General features: G+C 53.3%; 16 protein-coding genes. 6 read left to right on the forward strand and 10 right to left on the reverse strand.

The genetic code is table 11. The annotated features are described in order from the left end of the window. Positions 1-6 precede the first annotated feature (6 nt). Together ACLU9Q_RS01540 and ACLU9Q_RS01545 are read right to left on the reverse strand one after the other, a co-directional pair. The gene (locus ACLU9Q_RS01540; protein WP_296836701.1) at positions 7-915 is read right to left on the reverse strand and encodes a carbohydrate ABC transporter permease; all 909 of its coding nucleotides are present in this window, start codon (positions 913-915) and stop codon (positions 7-9) included. 106 nt (positions 916-1,021) lie between these two features. Further along, positions 1,022-1,807, reverse strand: coding sequence for an extracellular solute-binding protein (locus ACLU9Q_RS01545; protein WP_412624581.1), 786 nt, complete (start codon positions 1,805-1,807; stop codon positions 1,022-1,024). A 151-nt stretch (positions 1,808-1,958) separates the two neighbouring features. Here ACLU9Q_RS01545 and ACLU9Q_RS01550 point away from each other — a divergent pair, with 151 nt between their 5' ends. Beyond that, complete coding sequence (locus ACLU9Q_RS01550) at positions 1,959-2,705, forward strand: helix-turn-helix domain-containing protein (RefSeq protein WP_412624582.1); 747 nt, start codon at positions 1,959-1,961, stop codon at positions 2,703-2,705. Positions 2,706-2,801: 96 nt separating this feature from the next. Here ACLU9Q_RS01550 and ACLU9Q_RS01555 read toward each other — a convergent pair whose 3' ends face one another. The 4 genes from ACLU9Q_RS01555 to ACLU9Q_RS01570 form a co-directional block, all read right to left on the reverse strand. Beyond that, positions 2,802-4,286 carry a glutamate synthase subunit beta gene (locus ACLU9Q_RS01555; protein WP_296838413.1) on the reverse strand — a complete coding sequence of 495 codons (1,485 nt, stop codon included), beginning with the start codon at positions 4,284-4,286 and terminating at the stop codon, positions 2,802-2,804. Positions 4,287-4,298: 12 nt separating this feature from the next. After that, positions 4,299-8,837 carry a glutamate synthase large subunit gene (gltB, locus tag ACLU9Q_RS01560; protein ID WP_296838411.1) on the reverse strand — a complete coding sequence of 1,513 codons (4,539 nt, stop codon included), beginning with the start codon at positions 8,835-8,837 and terminating at the stop codon, positions 4,299-4,301. Between the two features lie 353 nt (positions 8,838-9,190). Continuing rightward, positions 9,191-9,751, reverse strand: coding sequence for a Maf family protein (locus ACLU9Q_RS01565; RefSeq protein ID WP_296838407.1), 561 nt, complete (start codon positions 9,749-9,751; stop codon positions 9,191-9,193). Between the two features lie 145 nt (positions 9,752-9,896). Further along, positions 9,897-10,199 (reverse strand): hypothetical protein, encoded by a 303-nt coding sequence (locus tag ACLU9Q_RS01570; RefSeq protein WP_296838404.1) that lies wholly within the window; start codon positions 10,197-10,199, stop codon positions 9,897-9,899. Between the two features lie 163 nt (positions 10,200-10,362). On the opposite strand from ACLU9Q_RS01570, the gene ACLU9Q_RS01575 reads away from it, so the two are divergent. Genes ACLU9Q_RS01575 through ACLU9Q_RS01585 form a run of 3 tightly spaced genes read left to right on the forward strand, consistent with a single transcriptional unit; the run spans position 10,363 to position 11,529 of the window. Beyond that, entirely contained in the window at positions 10,363-10,680 is a 318-nt protein-coding gene (locus ACLU9Q_RS01575; RefSeq protein ID WP_296838401.1) for a PadR family transcriptional regulator, read from the forward strand. Then, positions 10,673-11,293: a DUF1700 domain-containing protein gene (locus ACLU9Q_RS01580; protein WP_296907892.1), complete on the forward strand. Its 621-nt coding sequence runs from the start codon at positions 10,673-10,675 to the stop codon at positions 11,291-11,293. The genes ACLU9Q_RS01575 and ACLU9Q_RS01580 overlap by 8 nt, the downstream gene beginning before the upstream one ends. Further along, the gene (locus tag ACLU9Q_RS01585; protein WP_296838388.1) at positions 11,290-11,529 is read left to right on the forward strand and encodes a hypothetical protein; all 240 of its coding nucleotides are present in this window, start codon (positions 11,290-11,292) and stop codon (positions 11,527-11,529) included. The genes ACLU9Q_RS01580 and ACLU9Q_RS01585 overlap by 4 nt, the downstream gene beginning before the upstream one ends. Here the strand turns inward: ACLU9Q_RS01585 and ACLU9Q_RS01590 are convergent. The 4 genes from ACLU9Q_RS01590 to ACLU9Q_RS01605 form a co-directional block, all read right to left on the reverse strand. Further along, positions 11,489-13,732, reverse strand: coding sequence for an ABC transporter permease (locus ACLU9Q_RS01590; RefSeq protein WP_296907894.1), 2,244 nt, complete (start codon positions 13,730-13,732; stop codon positions 11,489-11,491). The genes ACLU9Q_RS01585 and ACLU9Q_RS01590 overlap by 41 nt on opposite strands. Before the next feature lie 5 nt (positions 13,733-13,737). Next, complete coding sequence (locus tag ACLU9Q_RS01595; protein ID WP_296907896.1) at positions 13,738-14,415, reverse strand: ABC transporter ATP-binding protein; 678 nt, start codon at positions 14,413-14,415, stop codon at positions 13,738-13,740. 86 nt (positions 14,416-14,501) lie between these two features. Next, positions 14,502-15,722: a sensor histidine kinase gene (locus ACLU9Q_RS01600; RefSeq protein ID WP_296837690.1), complete on the reverse strand. Its 1,221-nt coding sequence runs from the start codon at positions 15,720-15,722 to the stop codon at positions 14,502-14,504. Next, positions 15,719-16,396: a response regulator transcription factor gene (locus tag ACLU9Q_RS01605; protein ID WP_296907899.1), complete on the reverse strand. Its 678-nt coding sequence runs from the start codon at positions 16,394-16,396 to the stop codon at positions 15,719-15,721. Before ACLU9Q_RS01605 ends, ACLU9Q_RS01600 begins: the two co-directional genes overlap by 4 nt. 213 nt (positions 16,397-16,609) lie before the next feature. Here ACLU9Q_RS01605 and ACLU9Q_RS01610 point away from each other — a divergent pair, with 213 nt between their 5' ends. Both ACLU9Q_RS01610 and ACLU9Q_RS01615 read left to right on the forward strand, forming a co-directional pair. Further along, positions 16,610-17,857, forward strand: coding sequence for an MFS transporter (locus ACLU9Q_RS01610; protein WP_412624583.1), 1,248 nt, complete (start codon positions 16,610-16,612; stop codon positions 17,855-17,857). 73 nt (positions 17,858-17,930) lie between these two features. Further along, on the forward strand, positions 17,931-18,710 hold the full coding sequence (locus tag ACLU9Q_RS01615) for a class I SAM-dependent methyltransferase (protein ID WP_302225189.1): 780 nt from the start codon (positions 17,931-17,933) through the stop codon (positions 18,708-18,710). Positions 18,711-18,712 lie beyond the last annotated feature (2 nt).

Consider the following 18,712-nt stretch of genomic DNA (forward strand, 5'->3'; position numbering starts at 1 on the left):
CTCCTGTCACTCTTTTTCATACTTCGCTTCCCCGCGGAACTGGATAATCGTTACGATCAATACCAGCACGAACAGAACCATTGCCACCGCGCTGGAATATCCGAGATCCCATTCCTGGAAAGCCTTCTGGTAAATGTAGTAAACAAGTACGGTCGAAGAGGTGCCAAGCTTTCCGTCTCCGCCGCCTGCCAGCATGACAGCCACATCGTACACCTTAAAGCAGCTGATCGTCAGCATAACCACTACAAAGAAGGTGGTCGAACGGAGCTGCGGCCAGGTGATATAGCGGAATTTTTCCCAGGTGGTCGCACCGTCCAGACTCGCCGCCTCATAAAATTCCCCCGGAATTCCCTGCAGACCTGCCAGATAAATAACCATATAGTAACCCATGAAACGCCACACGCTGAAAAGAATCATGGTGAGAAGGATCAGATCGCCTCCAAACCAGTTTGGAAGATTCTTTACGTGAAACACATAATACAGAATCGCGTTGACCGGACCCTTGCTCGGATGGAAGATCATCTGCCAGACCGCCGTGATCGCCACCAGCGATGCCACATACGGGAAAAATGCCACGGTACGGAAAATTCCCCGGAATTTCACCTTCTGGTTCAAAATAATTGCCAGCGCCAGCGACGCCACCATCGTCAGAGGAACGGTTCCCACACAGTAGAGAATCGTATTTTTCAGAGCCGCCCAGAAGAAGGTGTCATCCTTCAGGCGGGCAAAATTCGCAAGCCCCACGAACTCCAGGGGATTGCTGCCGTCCCACTTCATAAATCCAAGTCCAAAGGCACAGATAATCGGGATCAGCGTAAATACCGCAAATCCGATAAAGTTTGGCGCAATAAACGAATATGCCACCAAAGCGCGCTTTCTGTTGCGGCGCTTCCTGCTTTTTTCCGCTTCATTCATCCTTTTTTCTCCTTTCCTTTGCGAAATCGGGCACAGAAAAAGGGAACCGGCTTATACAGGTCTGTTTCCGATTCCCTTTTTGCACTGCCGTTACATTTCCTGCTGATTATTCACCGAGGATTTTTCCTACCTCTTCGTTCATCTTTGCAATGCCGTCGTCAATGGAGGTATCTCCATTCATGATATCCTTGTGATACGTATCCAGAACCGTGTTGATCTCTGTGATGTGCGCATCATACGGAGCTTCCAGATAAATCTGGGCGGTCTTTAACGCTTCCTTGCTGTTCTCATCCTGCGGGAAGCCCTCAAGTGAGGAAATCTGCTCTACAACGCTGTCGTTGAGGATCGCCGGGAAGGTACCCGTGAAAGCTACCACCTCTGCGCCTTCCTCTCCGCATGCAAACTTGATGAAATCCCATGCAGCATCCTGTTTCTCCGAGCAGGTCGGGATCGCAAGCGCTGTGATGGTACCAAGGGTCGTGCCTGCCTCTACGCCTTCCGGATGCGGATATTTTACGATGCCCCAGTCGCCTACCAGCTCGCTGTCGTAGTTGCCGTTTGCCAGCTCAGACATCAGTGTGGTGATGTACCAGGAGCCCATATTCATCGTTGCGGTATTTCCCTCAGAGAAAGCGCCGCTGTAGTGAAGCTGGGATGCGTTTGTGTCGATGTAGGAACGGCACACGCCGTCTGCTTCCTGCTGTTTTACCAGCTCATAATACGGTTTTAAGAAATCATAATTGCCGTCCAGTACGGTGTGTTCTCCGTCAAGGATGCCGAAAAGCTGTACTGCACTTCTCCAGGTGTGGTAGTGTGCGCCGTATACCTGATCGCTTCCGAAGCCTTCCTTCGTAACGCTTCTTGCCAGCGCGTCGTACTGCTCCATCGTCATATCGTTTGCAGAATATCTTTATCTTGGATGTGTAGAAATCCGCCAGCCAAGCCTGCTGATACAGCTGCAGAGACAGGCCGCATACAACCGGCAGATGCAAAAATATAATGCGTCTTTACTGTTCCTTTACTCCGATATACACGCTGACCCTATGCTGCTTTTAGATGACCTGCGTCTGCTCTACCGCTGTCGCGGTCTGGATTTCTATGGCATCGCTGCTCGCCGCGCAGAGCACTATCCTGCCACGCAGGATGCGCAGTTAAAAGAATATTCTCTTGATATCATAACTTCGCTCCAGACAGGAAAGTTTGATCTTGCGCACACACAAATTCATACCCTTTTTGATTTCGTATCCAGCACTTTTTATCCGGATATCGCAAATTTGAAAACAATATGCCAGAATTTTTGTGAGACAGCCTATTCCCATACAGTTCCGCTTGACAGGAATGCCTATTATCAATATACACAGGAAATATCCGCACAATTTCAGTCTGCTGAAAACGCTGCTTCCCTTCAGCGGCTTCTGACGGATGCCCTGGAACAATTGCAGCGACGTTCCAATTCCTGTACCTGCTACTCCCAAAGAATTGCGCAGGCTGTCTCTATTATAGAGGCACACTACATGGACGAGATCAGTCTGTCCGGCGTCGCCCAGATGCTCTATATCAGTCCTGAATACCTGTCCCGCAGCTTCAAAAAGGAAGTCGGCAGTAATTTTAACGCTTACTTAAACAATGTCCGCCTGGAGCACGCCCTGGAGCTCTTAAAAGAACCCTCCTCCCGCATATCGGAAGTGGCTGAAAAAACCGGTTTCCAGACACCCGCCTATTTCTCGAAGTGCTTTAAAACAGCCTTTGGTATCTCCCCACAGGAATGGAAAATGAAAAATATGCAATAAAAATCTGCAGAGAATCTGTTTCCCTGCAGATTTTTGCCATTATAGAAAACTGCCCTCCGGCACCTTTCCACGCAAAGACACACATCTGTGCTCTTTTTATAAATTCGTATACCCCATCAGCGATTCGTCCACCGCTTTTGCCGCCTCACGCCCTTCGCGGATCGCCCACACGACGAGGGACTGTCCGCGGTGCATATCGCCTGCGGTAAAGACATTCGGGATGCTGGTCTGATATTTGCCCGGATCGGTCGCCACGTTGGTGCGCCCGTCGAGCGCTACCTTGAAGGCATCCGTCACATACTTCTGGGAACCGAGGAAGCCAGCCGCGATCAGCACGAGGTCGACGTCCACGATCTCCTCTGTGCCCTCCACCGGAACCATCATCATGCGTCCGCTCTTTTCGTCGCGCTTGCCCTCCAGCTTCACGAGCTTTGCCTGGCAGACCTCGCCCTTTTTGTTGGCGATAAATTCCGTGACGGTCGTCTGATAGACGCGCGGATCATGCCCGAACACCGCGATCGCCTCCTGCTGACCGTAGTCGGTCTTGCAGACTCTCGGCCACTGCGGCCACGGATTGTTTGCCGCGCGCGTATCCGGCGCCTTCGGCATCATCTCAAGCTGCAGCACACTTGCCGCGCCGAGACGGATGGACGTGCCAACACAGTCGTTTCCAGTGTCGCCGCCGCCGATCACCATCACCTTTTTGCCCTTTGCAGAGATGAATTTTCCATCCTCAAAATTAGAATCCAAAAGGCTCTTTGTGGTCGCCTTTAAGAAATCCACCGCAAAATAAATGCCCTTTGCCTCGCGCCCCGGCACCTTGATATCGCGCGGGTTGGAGGCTCCGCAGCAAAGCACCACACGGTCATAATCCTTCAAAAGCTGCTCCGCCGGGATGTCCTCGCCGATGTTGGCGTTCGTCACAAAGGTGATGCCCTCCGCCTCCATGATCGCCAGACGGCGGTCGATGATATGCTTCTCCAGCTTCATATTCGGGATACCGTAGCGCAGCAATCCGCCGATGCGGTCGTTTCTCTCAAATACTGTCACCAGATGACCGCGCTTGTTAAGCTGCATCGCCGTCGCCAGGCCGGACGGGCCGCTTCCGACCACCGCCACGCGCTTTCCGGTGCGTACCTTCGGCGGATTCGGCTTTACCAGCCCTTTCTCGTAAGCATTTTCGATAATCGCGCGCTCATTCTCCTTCGTCGCCACCGGCTCCCCGTTCAGATTGCAGGTGCATGCCGCCTCGCAGAGCGCCGGACACACGCGCGACGTAAACTCCGGGAAGCAGTGCGTCTTTGTCAGACGCAGATATGCCTGCTCCCAGTTTCCCGTGTAAACAAGATCGTTCCACTCCGGCACCAGATTATTTAAGGGGCAGCCCGACGCCATGCCGCCGATCATCATTCCCGACTGACAAAACGGCACGCCGCACGCCATACACCGCGCCGCCTGCTGTCGCTGCTTCTCTCTGGAGAGCGGAGTATGGAATTCGTTGAAGTTTTTGATACGGACCTTCGGGGAAGCCGCCGCTGCAGTCTCCCGCTCATAATCCATAAATCCTGTTGGTTTTCCCATCTTCGTCTCCTCCTATCCTTTCTTGATCGCGTTAAACGCTTCAATCTGTGCCTGCTCGCTGCTCAATCCTTTTTCCTCCATCTGAACGATGGTATTCATCATCCGCTTGTAGTCATTCGGGATGATCTTCTTGAATTTCAGCAGATATTCCTCAAAATGCTCCAGAACTTCCTTGCCCTTCACGGAATTTGTATACTTCACGTGATCCTGGATCATTTTCTTCAATTCTTCCACATCGTATTTGTTGGTCAGCTTCTCAATGGAAACCATCTCTTTGTTGACCTTCTTGTAGAGGTCGCTGTCCTCATCCAGCACGTAGGCGATACCACCGCTCATGCCCGCCGCAAAGTTTTTGCCGGTCCTGCCGAGGATCACCGCCCGTCCGCCGGTCATATATTCGCAGCCGTGCTCGCCGACGCCCTCTACCACGGCAACCGCACCGGAGTTGCGGACGCAGAAGCGCTCGCCTGCCACACCGTTGATGTAGGCGCTGCCGCTGGTAGCGCCGTAAAGCGCCACGTTGCCGATGATGATATTCTCATCCTGTTTGTAGGTAATTCCCTTCGGCGGGTACACGATCAGTCTGCCGCCGGAAAGCCCCTTTCCAAAATAATCATTGCTGTCGCCCACCAGCTCCAGAGTCAGCCCCTTCGGGATAAACGCGCCGAAGCTCTGTCCGCCCGCGCCGTTACATTTTACAGTAAAGGTATCATCCTCCAGGGTGTCGCCGTACAGCTTCGTGATCTCCGAACCGAAAATCGTTCCGAACGCACGGTCCACGTTGGACACATCCACCTCAATGCTGCGCTTCTGCTTCTTCTCCAGCGCGCCCTTCAGCTTCTTCAGCAGGATCTTCTCGTCCGCCGTCTTTTCCAGATGGAAGTCGTAAACATGCTCCGGCTCAAAGGTGCATTTCTGTCCTACATACGGGTTGTCGAGGATCGCGCTCAGATCTACGCGCGCCGCCTTCTCCTTATAGAAGCCCTCGCCCTTTCTTAAAAGATCGCTTCTGCCGACCAGCTCATCGACTGTGCGCACGCCCAGCTTCGCCATATATTCGCGCAGCTCCTGTGCGATAAAGCGCATAAAGTTGATAACATATTCCGGTTTGCCGCGGAAACGCTTGCGCAGCTCCGGATTCTGGGTAGCAACGCCCACCGGACAGGTATCCAGGTTGCAGACACGCATCATCACGCAGCCCATCGTTACCAGCGGAGCGGTGGCAAAACCAAATTCCTCCGCGCCGAGGATCGCCGCGATCGCGACATCGCGTCCGCTCATCAGCTTACCGTCCGTCTCAATGCGCACCTTATTCCGCAGCCCGTTCATCATCAGCGTCTGATGCGTCTCAGCAAGACCAAGCTCCCACGGAAGACCGGCGTTGTGGATGGAGCTGCGCGGCGCCGCTCCGGTACCGCCGTCATAGCCGGAAATAAGGATAACCTGCGCGCCCGCTTTTGCAACGCCCGCCGCAACGGTACCAACGCCCGCCTCGGACACCAGCTTCACGGAAATGCGCGCATCTTTATTGGAATTTTTCAAATCGTATATCAGCTGCGCCAGATCCTCGATCGAATAAATATCGTGATGAGGCGGCGGGGAAATCAGGCTCACGCCCGGCGTCGAATGTCTCGTTTTTGCGATCCACGGATATACCTTTCCGCCCGGCAGATGTCCGCCCTCGCCCGGCTTCGCGCCCTGCGCCATCTTGATCTGCAGCTCCTTTGCGCTCACCAGATAACGGCTGGTCACGCCGAAACGTCCGGATGCCACCTGCTTAATCGCTGAGCTGCGGTCGTTCGCAGTGCCTGCAGACGCCAGACGCTCGTCGCTCTCGCCGCCCTCGCCGGAGTTGGATTTTCCGTGCAGCTTATTCATCGCGATCGCCAGCGTCTCGTGCGCCTCCTGCGAAATCGAGCCGTAGGACATCGCACCCGTCTTAAAGCGCTTCACGATCTCATCCACGCTCTCCACCTCTTCAATGGGCACGCCCTCCTCAGGGTAATTAAAATCCATCAGACTGCGCAGATAGCCGGATTCCTCGCGGTTCACGCGCGCCGTGTATTCCTTGAACATCTGGTAATTGCCCTGTTTCGTCGACTCCTGCAGCAGATGGATCGTCAGCGGATTGTAGCGGTGCTCCTCGCCCTGGCTCCGCGATTTGTGGCGTCCGATGCTGTTTAAGGTGAGATCGGTGCCAAGTCCTAACGGATCAAACGCTTCGTTGTGCAGCGCTTCTGTCTGGTTCTCGATATCCTGCAGTGTGATGCCGCCCACACGACTAACCGTTTTTGTAAAGTATTTGTCGATTACTTCCTTGCTGATGCCGATCGCCTCAAAAATCTGAGAGCCCTGATAGGACTGGATCGTGGAAATACCCATCTTCGACGCGATCTTGACGATGCCGTGCAGCACTGCCGAATTGTAATCATTGACCGCCGCATAGTAATCCTTCTCGATCATCTTATTGTCGATGAGCTGGCGGATGGTATCCTGCGCCAGATACGGGTTAATCGCGCAGGCTCCGTAGCCCAGAAGCGTGGCAAAATGATGCACCTCGCGCGGCTCGCCGGATTCCAGAACGATCGCAAGCGATGTTCTCTTCTTCGTCTTTACAAGATACTGATGCACCGCAGATACCGCAAGCAGCGACGGGATCGGCACATGGTTCTCATCCACGCCGCGGTCAGTCAGCACAAGAATGTTCGCGCCGTCGCGGTGCGCCTTGTCAACCTCCACGAACAGACGCTCAATCGCACGCTCGATGCTGGTGCTCTTATAATATGTGATCGGCACCTCCGCCACCTTAAAGCCATCCACCTTCATATGCTTGATCTTCAGCATATCGGTATTTGTGAGGATCGGGTTATTCACCTTCAATACCTTGCAGTTTTCCGGCGCCTCCTCCAGAAGATTGCCGTCCTCACCGATATAAACGGTTGTCGAGGTGACAATTTCCTCGCGGATCGCGTCGATAGGCGGATTTGTTACCTGCGCGAACAATTGCTTAAAGTAGTTAAACAGCGGCTGCTGCTGGTCAGAAAGCACGGCAAGCGGCGTGTCGATACCCATGGAAGCAATGCCCTCCGCGCCGTTTAATGCCATGTTGCGGATGGAAGTGCGATATTCCTCATAAGTATAGCCGAATGCCTTCTGCAGTCTTGCGCGCTCCTCGTCCGTGTACTCCGGCACGCGCACATTCGGGATCTTCAGATCCTTCAGACATACCAGGTTGCTGTCCAGCCACTCTCCGTACGGCTCACGCGAAGCATAGTATTCCTTCAGCTCCTCATCGTCGATAATTCTGCCCTGTACCGTATCGATCAGCAGCATTTTACCCGGATGCAGACGCTCCTTGCGGACAATCTTTTCGGGCGGAATATCCAGCACACCCACCTCGGAGGATAAAATCATATAGCCATCATTCGTGATATAATAGCGTGACGGACGCAGACCGTTGCGGTCGAGCACCGCGCCCACCTGGTCGCCGTCGCTGAACATAATAGCGGCAGGACCGTCCCACGGCTCCATCATGGTCGCATAATACTGGTAGAAATCACGCTTGTTCTGCGAGAGGTTCTGGTTGTTCGCCCACGGCTCCGGAATCAGAATCATCATGGCAAGCGCCATATCCATGCCGCTCATGATAAGAAATTCCAGCGTGTTGTCCAGCATGGCAGAATCAGAACCCGCCATATTGATCACCGGCAGCACCTTGTGGAAATCATCCTGCAGATACGGGGACGCCATCGTTTCCTCGCGCGCCAGCATCTTGTCGGCGTTGCCGCGGATGGTATTGATCTCACCGTTATGTACGATGAAACGGTTCGGATGCGCCCGCTCCCAGCTCGGATTAGTATTCGTGCTGAAACGGGAGTGCACGGTCGCGATCGCCGATTCGTAGTCCGGGCTCTGCAGGTCAGTGAAGAACTGGCGGAGCTGCCCTACCAGGAACATACCCTTGTAGACGATCGTTCTGCTGGAGAGGGAGGCAACGTAGGTATTCTCGTTGCTTTGCTCAAACTCGCGGCGCGCCACATACAGTCTGCGGTCGAACGGCAGACCTTTCTCCACATCCGCAGGTTTTTTGATAAACGCCTGCATAATGCATGGCATCTTGTCGAGCGCCTTCTGTCCGAGCACCTCCGGTACTGTCGGAACGGTGCGCCAGCCGAGAAATTCCAGACCTTCCTTGCTCAGAATAATCTCAAACATCTTCATCGCCTGTTTTCTCTTCAGCTCATCCTGCGGGAAGAAAAACTGACCAATGCCGTATTCCCGCTCCTTACCAATAGAAATGCCGAGGGCGTTACAGGTTTTGGAAAAGAATTTGTGCGAAATCTGTAAAAGGATTCCTACACCGTCCCCTGTTTTTCCCTCGGCGTCTTTGCCGGCTCTGTGCTCTAAGTTTTCTACAATCTTCAAGGCGTTTTCAACCGTCGCCCTGGTTTTGATTCCCTTGATGTTTACCACTGCGCCAATACCGCAGTTGTCATGCTCAAATTCCTGCCGGTACAGCGGCGGAGCCTGAGGTGCGCTCTTGTTTGCCATAGCCCTCTTCCTTTCTTTCACGGCGCACAGTCTTCGGGGCTTTTCCCCTGTTTCTGTCTCTGCCGTATTTTATGCATAATATCAATTCATTTTTTCGATTGAATTTTATTTTGCATTTTATTTACGCATTATCATACACCCTTTTTTCTCCTTTGTAAATAGGGAATTTTTGCGAAATTGTCAGATTATTTGACAACTTTTATGTTTATCTGGCAGTTGCAGCGAATTGTTTGCCGTTGAATGCCTGTTTCGTTCAATTTGGCTGGTTTTGCAGGGATATACAGCATGTCCGGCAATAAATTTTTTTTGCTGCCGGTACCGCACAACGCAGATTTTTCCAGCTAACATTCTATCTATGCCCACCCGCGCGCTTTCATCTCCTGCCACAGTCTCGCCACCGGCAGCCCGACAACCGTATAGTAATCCCCACAGATTCCTTTGATATGGACGGCAAATCTGCCCTGTATCCCGTAGGCGCCCGCCTTGTCCATGCAGTCGCCGCTCTCCACGTAATTCCGGATGTCCTCGTCTGTCATCGTGTAGAGGGTGACGTCGGTCTTTTCATAGAAGGAATGTGCCTGCCCATCCCTTATCAGAGTGACGCCCGTATAGACCTGATGCGTCCTTCCCTGCAATGCGCGCAGCATCGCCGCCGCATGCTCTGTACTCTTCGGCTTTCCAAGTACCTGCCCGTCCAGCACCACGATCGTATCTGCGCCAAGCACCAGACGTCCCGGATGCGCGTCCGCCACCACCTGTGCCTTGCACAGAGATAACTCCTTTACGATCTCCGCCGGCTCTGTTTTTGTGATAATCTCCTCCGCGTCGCTCTTGATCACCTCAAAGGGGATGCCCGCCTGCTCCAAAAGCTCGCGGCGGCGCGGCGAACCGGATGCTAAAATTATTTTTTCCATAGTTTTCTCCTTTTCCATGCTTCCACCAATCGGATATACAATCTGTCCATATACATGCCGGCGCGGGCTGCGTTTTCACTTTGTCTGTGCGCCTGCTGCCGGTTTTCTTTCTTGTCAGTATACAGACAGGTATCGGCTGGACGCCCTACAAGTGAATGCCCTGCCAGGTAACGTAACGCACAAACAGAAATTTCTTCAGTCCGAACGTGACCGTCTCATCATATTCCAACCGGTACGGCGGCAGCAGCACGCTGCCGTGCTCCGTCATATGCTCCCGGAAGTGCTTTTTTTCGATAAAAAATGCTGCCCGCTTTTCATCCACCAGATGCACATGCAACTCCGTCACCTCAAAATCAGAATTGTTGCTTGTCACAACCTCCACCGCAATCGTATTTTTCCGTTTCTGCCTCATATACTCCTGCAGTGCAGGCTCATAAATAAACTTCATCGTTCTCTCCATCTTTTTCGTGGAATGCAGCGCACAAATACCGCTTCCTGCTGCTTCCGCACGCTTTCCCTGCAAGCATATCATACCTGAACTTTTTTGTCAAAATACCCCTTGACACATTATACTATGTATTGTATAGTATAGTGCATAAGGAGGCAAGCACATGGATATTCAGCTCAAAAAAGGCTTTCTGGAATACTGCGTGCTGGGCGCACTTTATCAGACAGATTCCTACGGATATCAGATCATCAAGGATATCTCGCCCTGCATTGAAATTTCAGAATCCACCCTGTACCCTATCCTGAAGCGGCTGGAGGCAAGCGCCTGCGTGGAGACATACTCCGTGGAGCACAACAGCCGTCTGCGCAAATATTACCGCATCACCCAGAAGGGGCGCGCGCGCGCACAGGAATTTCTAAACGACTGGCAGCAATTGCTGCAGATTTACGACTTTATGAAGGGAGCGATTGATCATGAGTAAAACTGAATTTCTGACGCGGCTGGAGAAGCTCCTGAAGGGGCTTTCCAGAAAAGAACGCGAAACCCATCTTTCCTATTATCAGGAAATGATCGAGGATGCAATGGAGGACGGCTGCACTGAAGAAGAAGCCGTCGCCCGCATCGGCAATCCCGGCGCCGTTGCCGAGCAGATCTTATCCGAACAGGAGACTCCGGCAAAATCCGTTTCCACCGGTCAAAAGATCCTTATCACTTTGCTGCTGATTCTCGGCTCGCCGCTCTGGGGTTCGCTTGTGCTCGCCGTCGCCGCGCTTGCGCTTGGTCTTGCACTGGCCGCCGCCATGATGGTGCTCTGCGCTTACATCGTAATCTGGTGCGTTCCGGTAACGACCGGCGCAGTATCCCTCAGCGCCCTGCTGCTCGCCGTCGTCAGCACCGTCGGGGCGTTCCCGGTATTTTTCGGTAATGCAGCGCTCGGCGTCCTGCAGTTCGGCGTCGGTATTTTGTCCGCAGGCGTCTTTATCCTTGCCGGCTGGCTTACCTTGTTACTCGGCAGCTATTTTGTGCGCGTCACGGTCCGTTTCAGCAGATGGCTGAAGCGCCTGTTCACCAGAAGAAAGGAGGCAATCGCATGAACAGCAAAAAAAATCTTCTCGCTACGCTTAAGGCAAAAGCCCTTCCGGGCGGTATCACCTTCCTTGCAGCCGGGCTTCTGATCTGCTTTCTCGGCTTTGCAATGGCTCATTTTGATTTTAGTAATCTGGAAATGCCCGGCACACCGAAATGGTACCTCACCGTCCATATCGATGATGAACAGTTCTGGCTCGGCTTTACAGCATCGTATCATCACGCAGCGCACCCGCAAGACTGATCTGCATCAGCCTCCGACCGCCGAGATAATAGGCAAGCGCCACCATGCCAAACGCCGCTCCGAAAAACAACAGCAGCGGCAGCAGTGGCGCTTCTCTTAAAAATACGCCCGGCTCCAGATAGCTCGCTTTAATCATCAGCCCGGTAAAAAACGCAGTCAATAGCAGGGAAACCAGCGCCGGACGTCCCACAAGCGCAGCCGCCTCCAGACAGAACATCTTTTTCATGCCCTCCGGCGTCAGCCCGACGGACAGATAGCGGGCAAATTCTCGCTTTCTTTGCCGCACAAAGCCCATCGTATTTGAAAATACATCGGCAATTCCAATCAGTGCAAGCAGTGTGCAGAAGCCGCCGAGGATCCACATCATTCCCCGCTGCATCTCGTCGTTGGAAAGCTTTTCCTGGATGCGGTTTTCTATTTCCATTTCATAACTGCTCCCGAGAATCTGCATCACATTTTGTTCCAGCTCCTGCAAGTCCGCCGGCGCTGCTCCTTCCTTTGCCAGAATACGGATGCAGCACTCGCTGTTCTCTCCGCCAACCTGTCCTCTGATACTCTCCCAGAGCGACAGCGGCAGAAAATGCACCAGCTCGTAATAATCTGTTTCTCCATAGGCTTCCCGCAAAACGGGCGGCTCCTGCGTGTACGCAAGCACCAAAAGCTCCGCCGCTGATCCTTCCGCAGCCGGCTCCTGCCCCACCGCAATTTGCCGTTCACCGGAAACATCCGCCGGGCGCAGAGCGGTCGTATTGATCGTATCCTGCAGATACGGGAAATAATCGGTGCTGCGGAAATCAGGGTTGGAGCTGTCCCGCATACGATTCAGAATGATCGCGCCGTCCAGCCGCGATCCTGTGCCAAGCTGCGCACAGTATTCCAGAAAGCTTTCGTCATCCAGAATGATAATCGGCGCATTTACGAGCCACGCTCCGTCCTCTGACATCACATATGATTCCGGCACACGCTGCATATTTCCTGACGCCAGCGCCTCTGCGCTCAGCTCCGCTTCCGTGACAAGGCGTTTCGCCGACGCCCTCTGGTAAGCCGTACAGCTTCGCACTCCCGGCAGCTCCCTGATCTGACTGATCTGCGTTAAGCTTTCCATATCTGTGTTTTTCAGGGTCACATAAATATCCCATGCATTCTGATACCGCTCAAAATATGTCATCCGCTGGCTGATGCCCGTCAGCGTAAAAAAACACAGCATCAGTGAAAACGCCAGAAAAGACACTGTCAGCGAAAGCTTCGCCGTGCGCAGGGATTTCCGCTGCGCGTACAGCGCGTTTGCCGCAAGCTCGCCCTCCATGCCAAAGAAATGCGGCAAAATCCAAAAGCGCTTTTTCTTTTTCACCGCCCGCTCCCCGGTATTTCTGACTGCCTCCAGCACGGTCATCCTGCTTAACCTGTGCGCCGGGATCCAGGCAGAAATCCACACCGTCGCAATGGATGCTGCCAGCGTGACCGCAAATACCAGCGGGTGATACGTCCATACCGCGTCAAACCGCCCCTGCACGTCCGCCGCCATCGCATTAATCAGATGAAGCACTCCCATACCGCCGATAATTCCAAAAAGCTGCCCCGCCAGAAGCGGCACAGCGCACAGCGCTGCCGCCTCCTGCAGCAGGCAGGCGCGTATCTGTGCCGGGGTTGCGCCGATGCTGGCGAAAATACCAAACTGATGCACGCGTGCGTCCATAGACACCGCAAAGGCATTGTGAATGATCATAATTAAAGAAAAACATGCCAGCGCCAGAATTGCTAGAAACAGCGGAAAAACAAGCCGCGGCGCCGGATCTGCGGGATCACGGATAAGGTACATCGATAAAAGCGCGTGATGATATGTGATATTTTCGGCATCGATTCCCAGCGCTTCCGCGATACGCGGCATATCTTCAAGGATAGCATACAGATTTGAGAAATAGATATCGACAGTCAGCTCCGCCTTTCCTTCCTGAACAATCACCCGCTCCACGTTCGCAAAATTGCGGATTACCGCCAGCTCCTCTTCCGAAGCCACGCCCGAAAGCCGCGCCTGCCAATCACCCTCTTCTGCTTTGATCCTCTGGATGTCATACGCCCAGAAATTATAAAACAGGCTGCACAGCAGCGATAAAAGCAGCGCGGAAATAAATGCCGAAGCCATGACAGTGATCCCGGACGCCCGGTTGCCTCTGATATAATTCGCCGAATATTCTCTCCACATCTCGCTCACCTCCGCTCGTCGCGAAGAATACGTCCGTCTTCCATCGTAATGATGCGGTCCGCCTCCAGCGCAATTTTTTCATCATGTGTGATCAGAAAAACCGTCTGTCCGAAATTTCGGTTGGAGAGCTTCAGCATGTCCAGCACCTCACGGGAATTTTTCCGGTCCAGATTTCCGGTCGGCTCATCCAGCAAAAGCACCGCCGGGCGGTACATCATTGCCCGCGCGATCGCTGCGCGCTGCTGCTGTCCGCCGGAGAGCTGGCCCGGCAGCGCCTCCAGCTTATCCCCGATGCCAAGCGTATGAACCACCTGCGCAAAATGATCCTGCTCCGGCTTCTTTTTGTCTAAAAGAAGCGGCATCAGAATATTTTTCCGCACCGTCAGTGTCGGAATCAGGTTGTAAAACTGATAGACGATTCCCACCTTCCGTCTGCGCAGAAGCGCCGACTGCGTGCGGTTCAGCGAAGTAATGTCCTTTCCTTCTATAAAAACATGTCCCTCCGTCGGCTGCTCCACACTTCCAAGAATGTGCAGAAGCGTAGACTTTCCGGAACCTGATGTGCCGACCACCGCCGCAAATTCGCCTTTCCCCAGTGACAGGTTCACCCCATCCAGCGCAGCCACCCTGCTCTCCCCGGAGCCGTAAACCTTGCGCACGCCCTCGCATCTCAAAATTTCCATATAATTGTCCCCTTTCTGCCATCCTTTTCATCGGCTATGCCACTCTAAATCAAGTATAGCAGACGCAAGTGACAGTTCCGTGACAATTACGCATACACACGCACCTCAAAACACGCACCGCCCTCCGGCAGATTTTTTGCCGTCAGGCTGCCGTTCTGCAGCGCAAATATTTCCCCCGCAAGGGACAGGCCGATTCCGATTCCTTCGCCTTTTGCGCATTTTCCGCGGTAAAACCGTTCGAAGAGATGCGGGATATCCTCTCTCGCAAAGCCCTCTCCCTCGTCGCAGATTCTGATTTCTGTGTACAGCGGATTTTTTTCATACGTACAGGTTATCGTTCCGCCTTCCGGGGTGTGCTCGGCACAGTTTTTTATAAGATTCATCAGCGCCTCCATCGTCCATTCCAGGTCGCCCGTAAATTCTGCGCTGCCGTTCTCCAAAATCGAAACCTTCATCCTCTGTTTTGAAAGCAGGCTTTCCAGATTTTCTGCCGCGAGCATCAACACCGTAAATGCGTCCACTGATTCCTGCTTTAGCTGCAAAGTCCCGGAATCAATCCGCGCCAAAGTAAGCAGCGCCTCACCAAGAATCGTCAGCCGGTCAAGCTGCGCCTGCACCTGCCGCGTCAGGCGGCTCATGCTTTCCGGCAGCTTAAATTCATCTGTCTGCCCGCACAGCCGCTGCAGAGAGAGCGAGGCCGCTGTGATCGGCGTTTTGAGCTGATGCGCGATGTTGGCGAGGTTGTCCGCAAAACGTTCTTTTGCACGCACTGCCTCCTCCCGCGTCTGCCGCAGCGCCGTCACCGTTTTATACAGTTCGTCCTCCAGCGCAGAAAAGTCGTCCTCCTGTGCCTGCAAAAGCTCTCCGCTGCCACAGTTTACCCGCTCCAGGTAAGCCGTCAGTCCTGCAATCCGTTCCCGCTTTTTCCTTTGCAGAAGAAAAACAGCCGCAGACATGCACAGACCTCCGAAAATGCCGCAGAGAGCCGCCAGTATCCACACAGCGCCCCTGTTATGCCCGGCAAAGTCCGCCTCACGATATCCATACCTTTCCAGGAATATCTCCGTCCGGGAATCCTTATCCGTCTCCATAAACAGCCCGCTTTCATGCAGGTCCTTTAAGACCTCTAAAAGCGGCTGCTCCGCCTCCGGCATTTTTTCCGTCAGCGCCGTGCAGATGCCGGAAATCTGGCTGAACCGCTCCCGCGCCAGCAGATGCCCGCAGAGCATCGCCGTCAGTGCCGCGCTCGCCAGACCTGCCGCCAGAAGCGATAAAACGAGCCATCGCTTTGATTTTCGTTCCGTCATATCGTGTCCTCCATCCGGTAGCCGAAGCTGCGGATCGTTTTGATGCACGCCGGATTTCCCAGCCTCTCCCGCAGGCGCTTCATCGTCACCGTCAGCGTGTTGTCATTTACAAAATTCCCCCCGGAATCCCATATTTTCTCCAGAAGCTCGCTTCTGGTAACGGTGCGCCCCTTTTGTTCCAGCAGATACTCCAGCAGCCGGTATTCCGACGGAGCAAGCGCTGCCTCGCATCCGCCGCGGGAAACCGTCTGTTTTTCCCGGTCCAGACAGATTTCATCACAGAAAAGCTGCGTGCGCTCCGCCCGCTTCATCCTCCGCAAAATCGCCTGCACCCTCGCATACAGCACCTCCAGCTCAAACGGCTTTGTCAGATAATCGTCCGCACCGCTCTGGAAGCCTTCCAGCATGTCCTCCGTCTCCCCTCTGACTGTCAGAAGCAGCACCGGCAGCTCATCACCCATCCTTCTGCGGATCCAGCTGCACAGCCCGCTTCCGCTTCCATCCGGAAGGTTCCAGTCGGCGATCACAAAATCCGGTCGGCTGGCGAGCAGCGCCTGCTTTGCCGCAGAAACTCCGGCAAAAACCGTCACCCGAAAACCCTTTTCCTCCAGATATGCCGCTACGCTTCCGGCAATCGCAGCGTCATCTTCAATATAATAGATTTCCCTTTGCATGTTCCCTCTCCCGCCCTGTTTTTGTCCAGTGTATCACAGAAGCGGTTGCAAAACAATTTCCCACTTACATTTTACAAAATTCAGAAATACTTTTTACAGAAATGCTCTGGCATTCCCCCGCACAGGTATGCTATTATAAATTCAAAAGCCGGGCGTTCAAAAAGCCCGACAACTATCAGCGCTTTGCGCGCAGATTATGTGAGGACAGACATCATGAACAAAAACAAGCTTACGAAGTTAGAAAAGTACTGGATTCTCTACGACATCGGAAATTCCGCCTTTGTCATGCTGGTGGCGACGATTCTTCCGATTTATTTTAACTCGCTGGCGCAGAATGCCGGTATTTCTGAGGTGGATTATCTCGCTTACTGGGGATATGCCGCTTCTGTTGCGACGGTTGTGGTAGCCGTGCTCGGCCCGGTGCTCGGCACTGTCGCCGACACACGCAACTACAAGAAACCGCTCTTTACCGTCTGTATGATGCTCGGCGTGATCGGCTGTGCCGCGCTCTCTCTGCCGACCTCCTGGATTCTGTTTCTGGGAGTCTTCGTCATCGCAAAGGTCGGCTTTAATGCCAGTCTGATATTTTACGATTCCATGCTGGTGGATGTCACCACGCCGGAGAAAATGGACGATGTTTCTTCGCAGGGCTATGCCTGGGGATATATCGGAAGCTGCATTCCCTTTGTGCTTTCTCTTGTCCTGGTGCTGATGAATGAAAGTCTGGGTCTTTCCATGCAGACCGCCATGACGCTGGCGTTTCTTCTGAATGCCGCCTGGTGGCTTCTGATGACGCTCCCGCTTCTGCGCAACTATAAGCAGACGCACTACTCGCCGGCGCCGGAGCATCCGGTGCGCGACAGCTTCCGCCGCCTTGGCAGCACCCTGTCTGATATTAAGGGACAGAAACATATTTTCATGTACCTGCTGGCATTTTTCTTTTTTATCGACGGGGTCTATACGATTATCGACATGGCGACCGCCTACGGCAGCGCGCTCGGTCTGGATACGCAGGGGCTTCTGCTCGCGCTGCTTCTGACACAGATCGTCGCTTTCCCATGTGCGCTCCTCTTCGGCTCGCTGTCCAAGCGCTATGCGACGGATTTGCTGATTAAGGTCTGTATTATCGCCTATACGGGTATCGCGCTGTTCGCCATCCAGCTTGATAAGCAATGGGAATTCTGGCTGCTCGCTGTTCTGGTCGGCATGTTCCAGGGCGCGATCCAGGCGCTCGCCCGCTCCTATTTTGCCCAAATCATTCCGCCCGAAAAATCCGGCGAATACTTCGGCATCTACGATATCTGCGGAAAAGGCGCCTCCTTCCTCGGAACCACGCTGGTCGGTATCGTCGCGCAGATTACCGGCAACGCCAGCGCAGGCGTTGGTGTCCTGACGGTGATGTTCATCATCGGATTTGTGCTTTTCTGCAAATCTGCGAAGATGAACCGGACGACCAAATGATTATTCCATACAAATAATTCATTGGATTGCTGACGCACAGATGAAAATTTCTAAAATATGGGAGTGAATGAAAATGAATCAGAACTGGAATGCGGAAAAATATTCTTCCGATTTTTCCTTTGTGCATGAATATGGCAACGATGTTATTTCACTGATTGATCTGGAAAATGCCCGGACCGTGCTGGATCTTGGCTGTGGGAACGGCGCGCTTTCAAAGGTTCTTGCAGAAAAGGGGCTTATCGTCACTGGAATGGATGCCTCGGAGGACATGCTCGCAGCTGCACGGAAAAACTGCCCCGGCATCCGTTTTCTCCGCGCCGATGCTACTGATTTTACTCTGGAGGAAAGCGTGGACGCTGTTTTTTCAAATGCGGTATTTCACTGGATTGATAAAAGCCGCCAGGAAGATATGATGCGCTGTGTTTACCAGGCTTTAAATGACGGCGGACAGTTTGTATTTGAAATGGGCGGAATTGGCAATAACCGGCTCATTCATACCGCTCTGGCACAGGAATTTACAAAACTGGGGTATACGTACACCATGCCGTTTTATTTTCCTTCTATCGGGGAATATGCCGCCATGCTGGAAAAAACCGGCTTTACTGTGCGCTGCGCTGTGCTCTTTGACCGCCCGACCAGGCTGAACGGTGAGGATGGTCTGACGGACTGGATAAAGATGTTTGTGAAAAATCCCTTTGTAAACGTTACGGAAGATGACCGGCAGGTTATCTTAAAAAAAGCGGTAAGCGCTCTGGCTCCCGCTTTATATAAAGATGGTGTCTGGTATTCCGACTATGTACGGCTGCGGATGAAGGCCGTAAAAGAGAACACAGGCAATTCCATCCAGGTATAAAA

The organism is Marvinbryantia sp. (genome assembly GCF_047017445.1).
Taxonomy (GTDB): Bacteria; Bacillota; Clostridia; order Lachnospirales; family Lachnospiraceae; genus Marvinbryantia.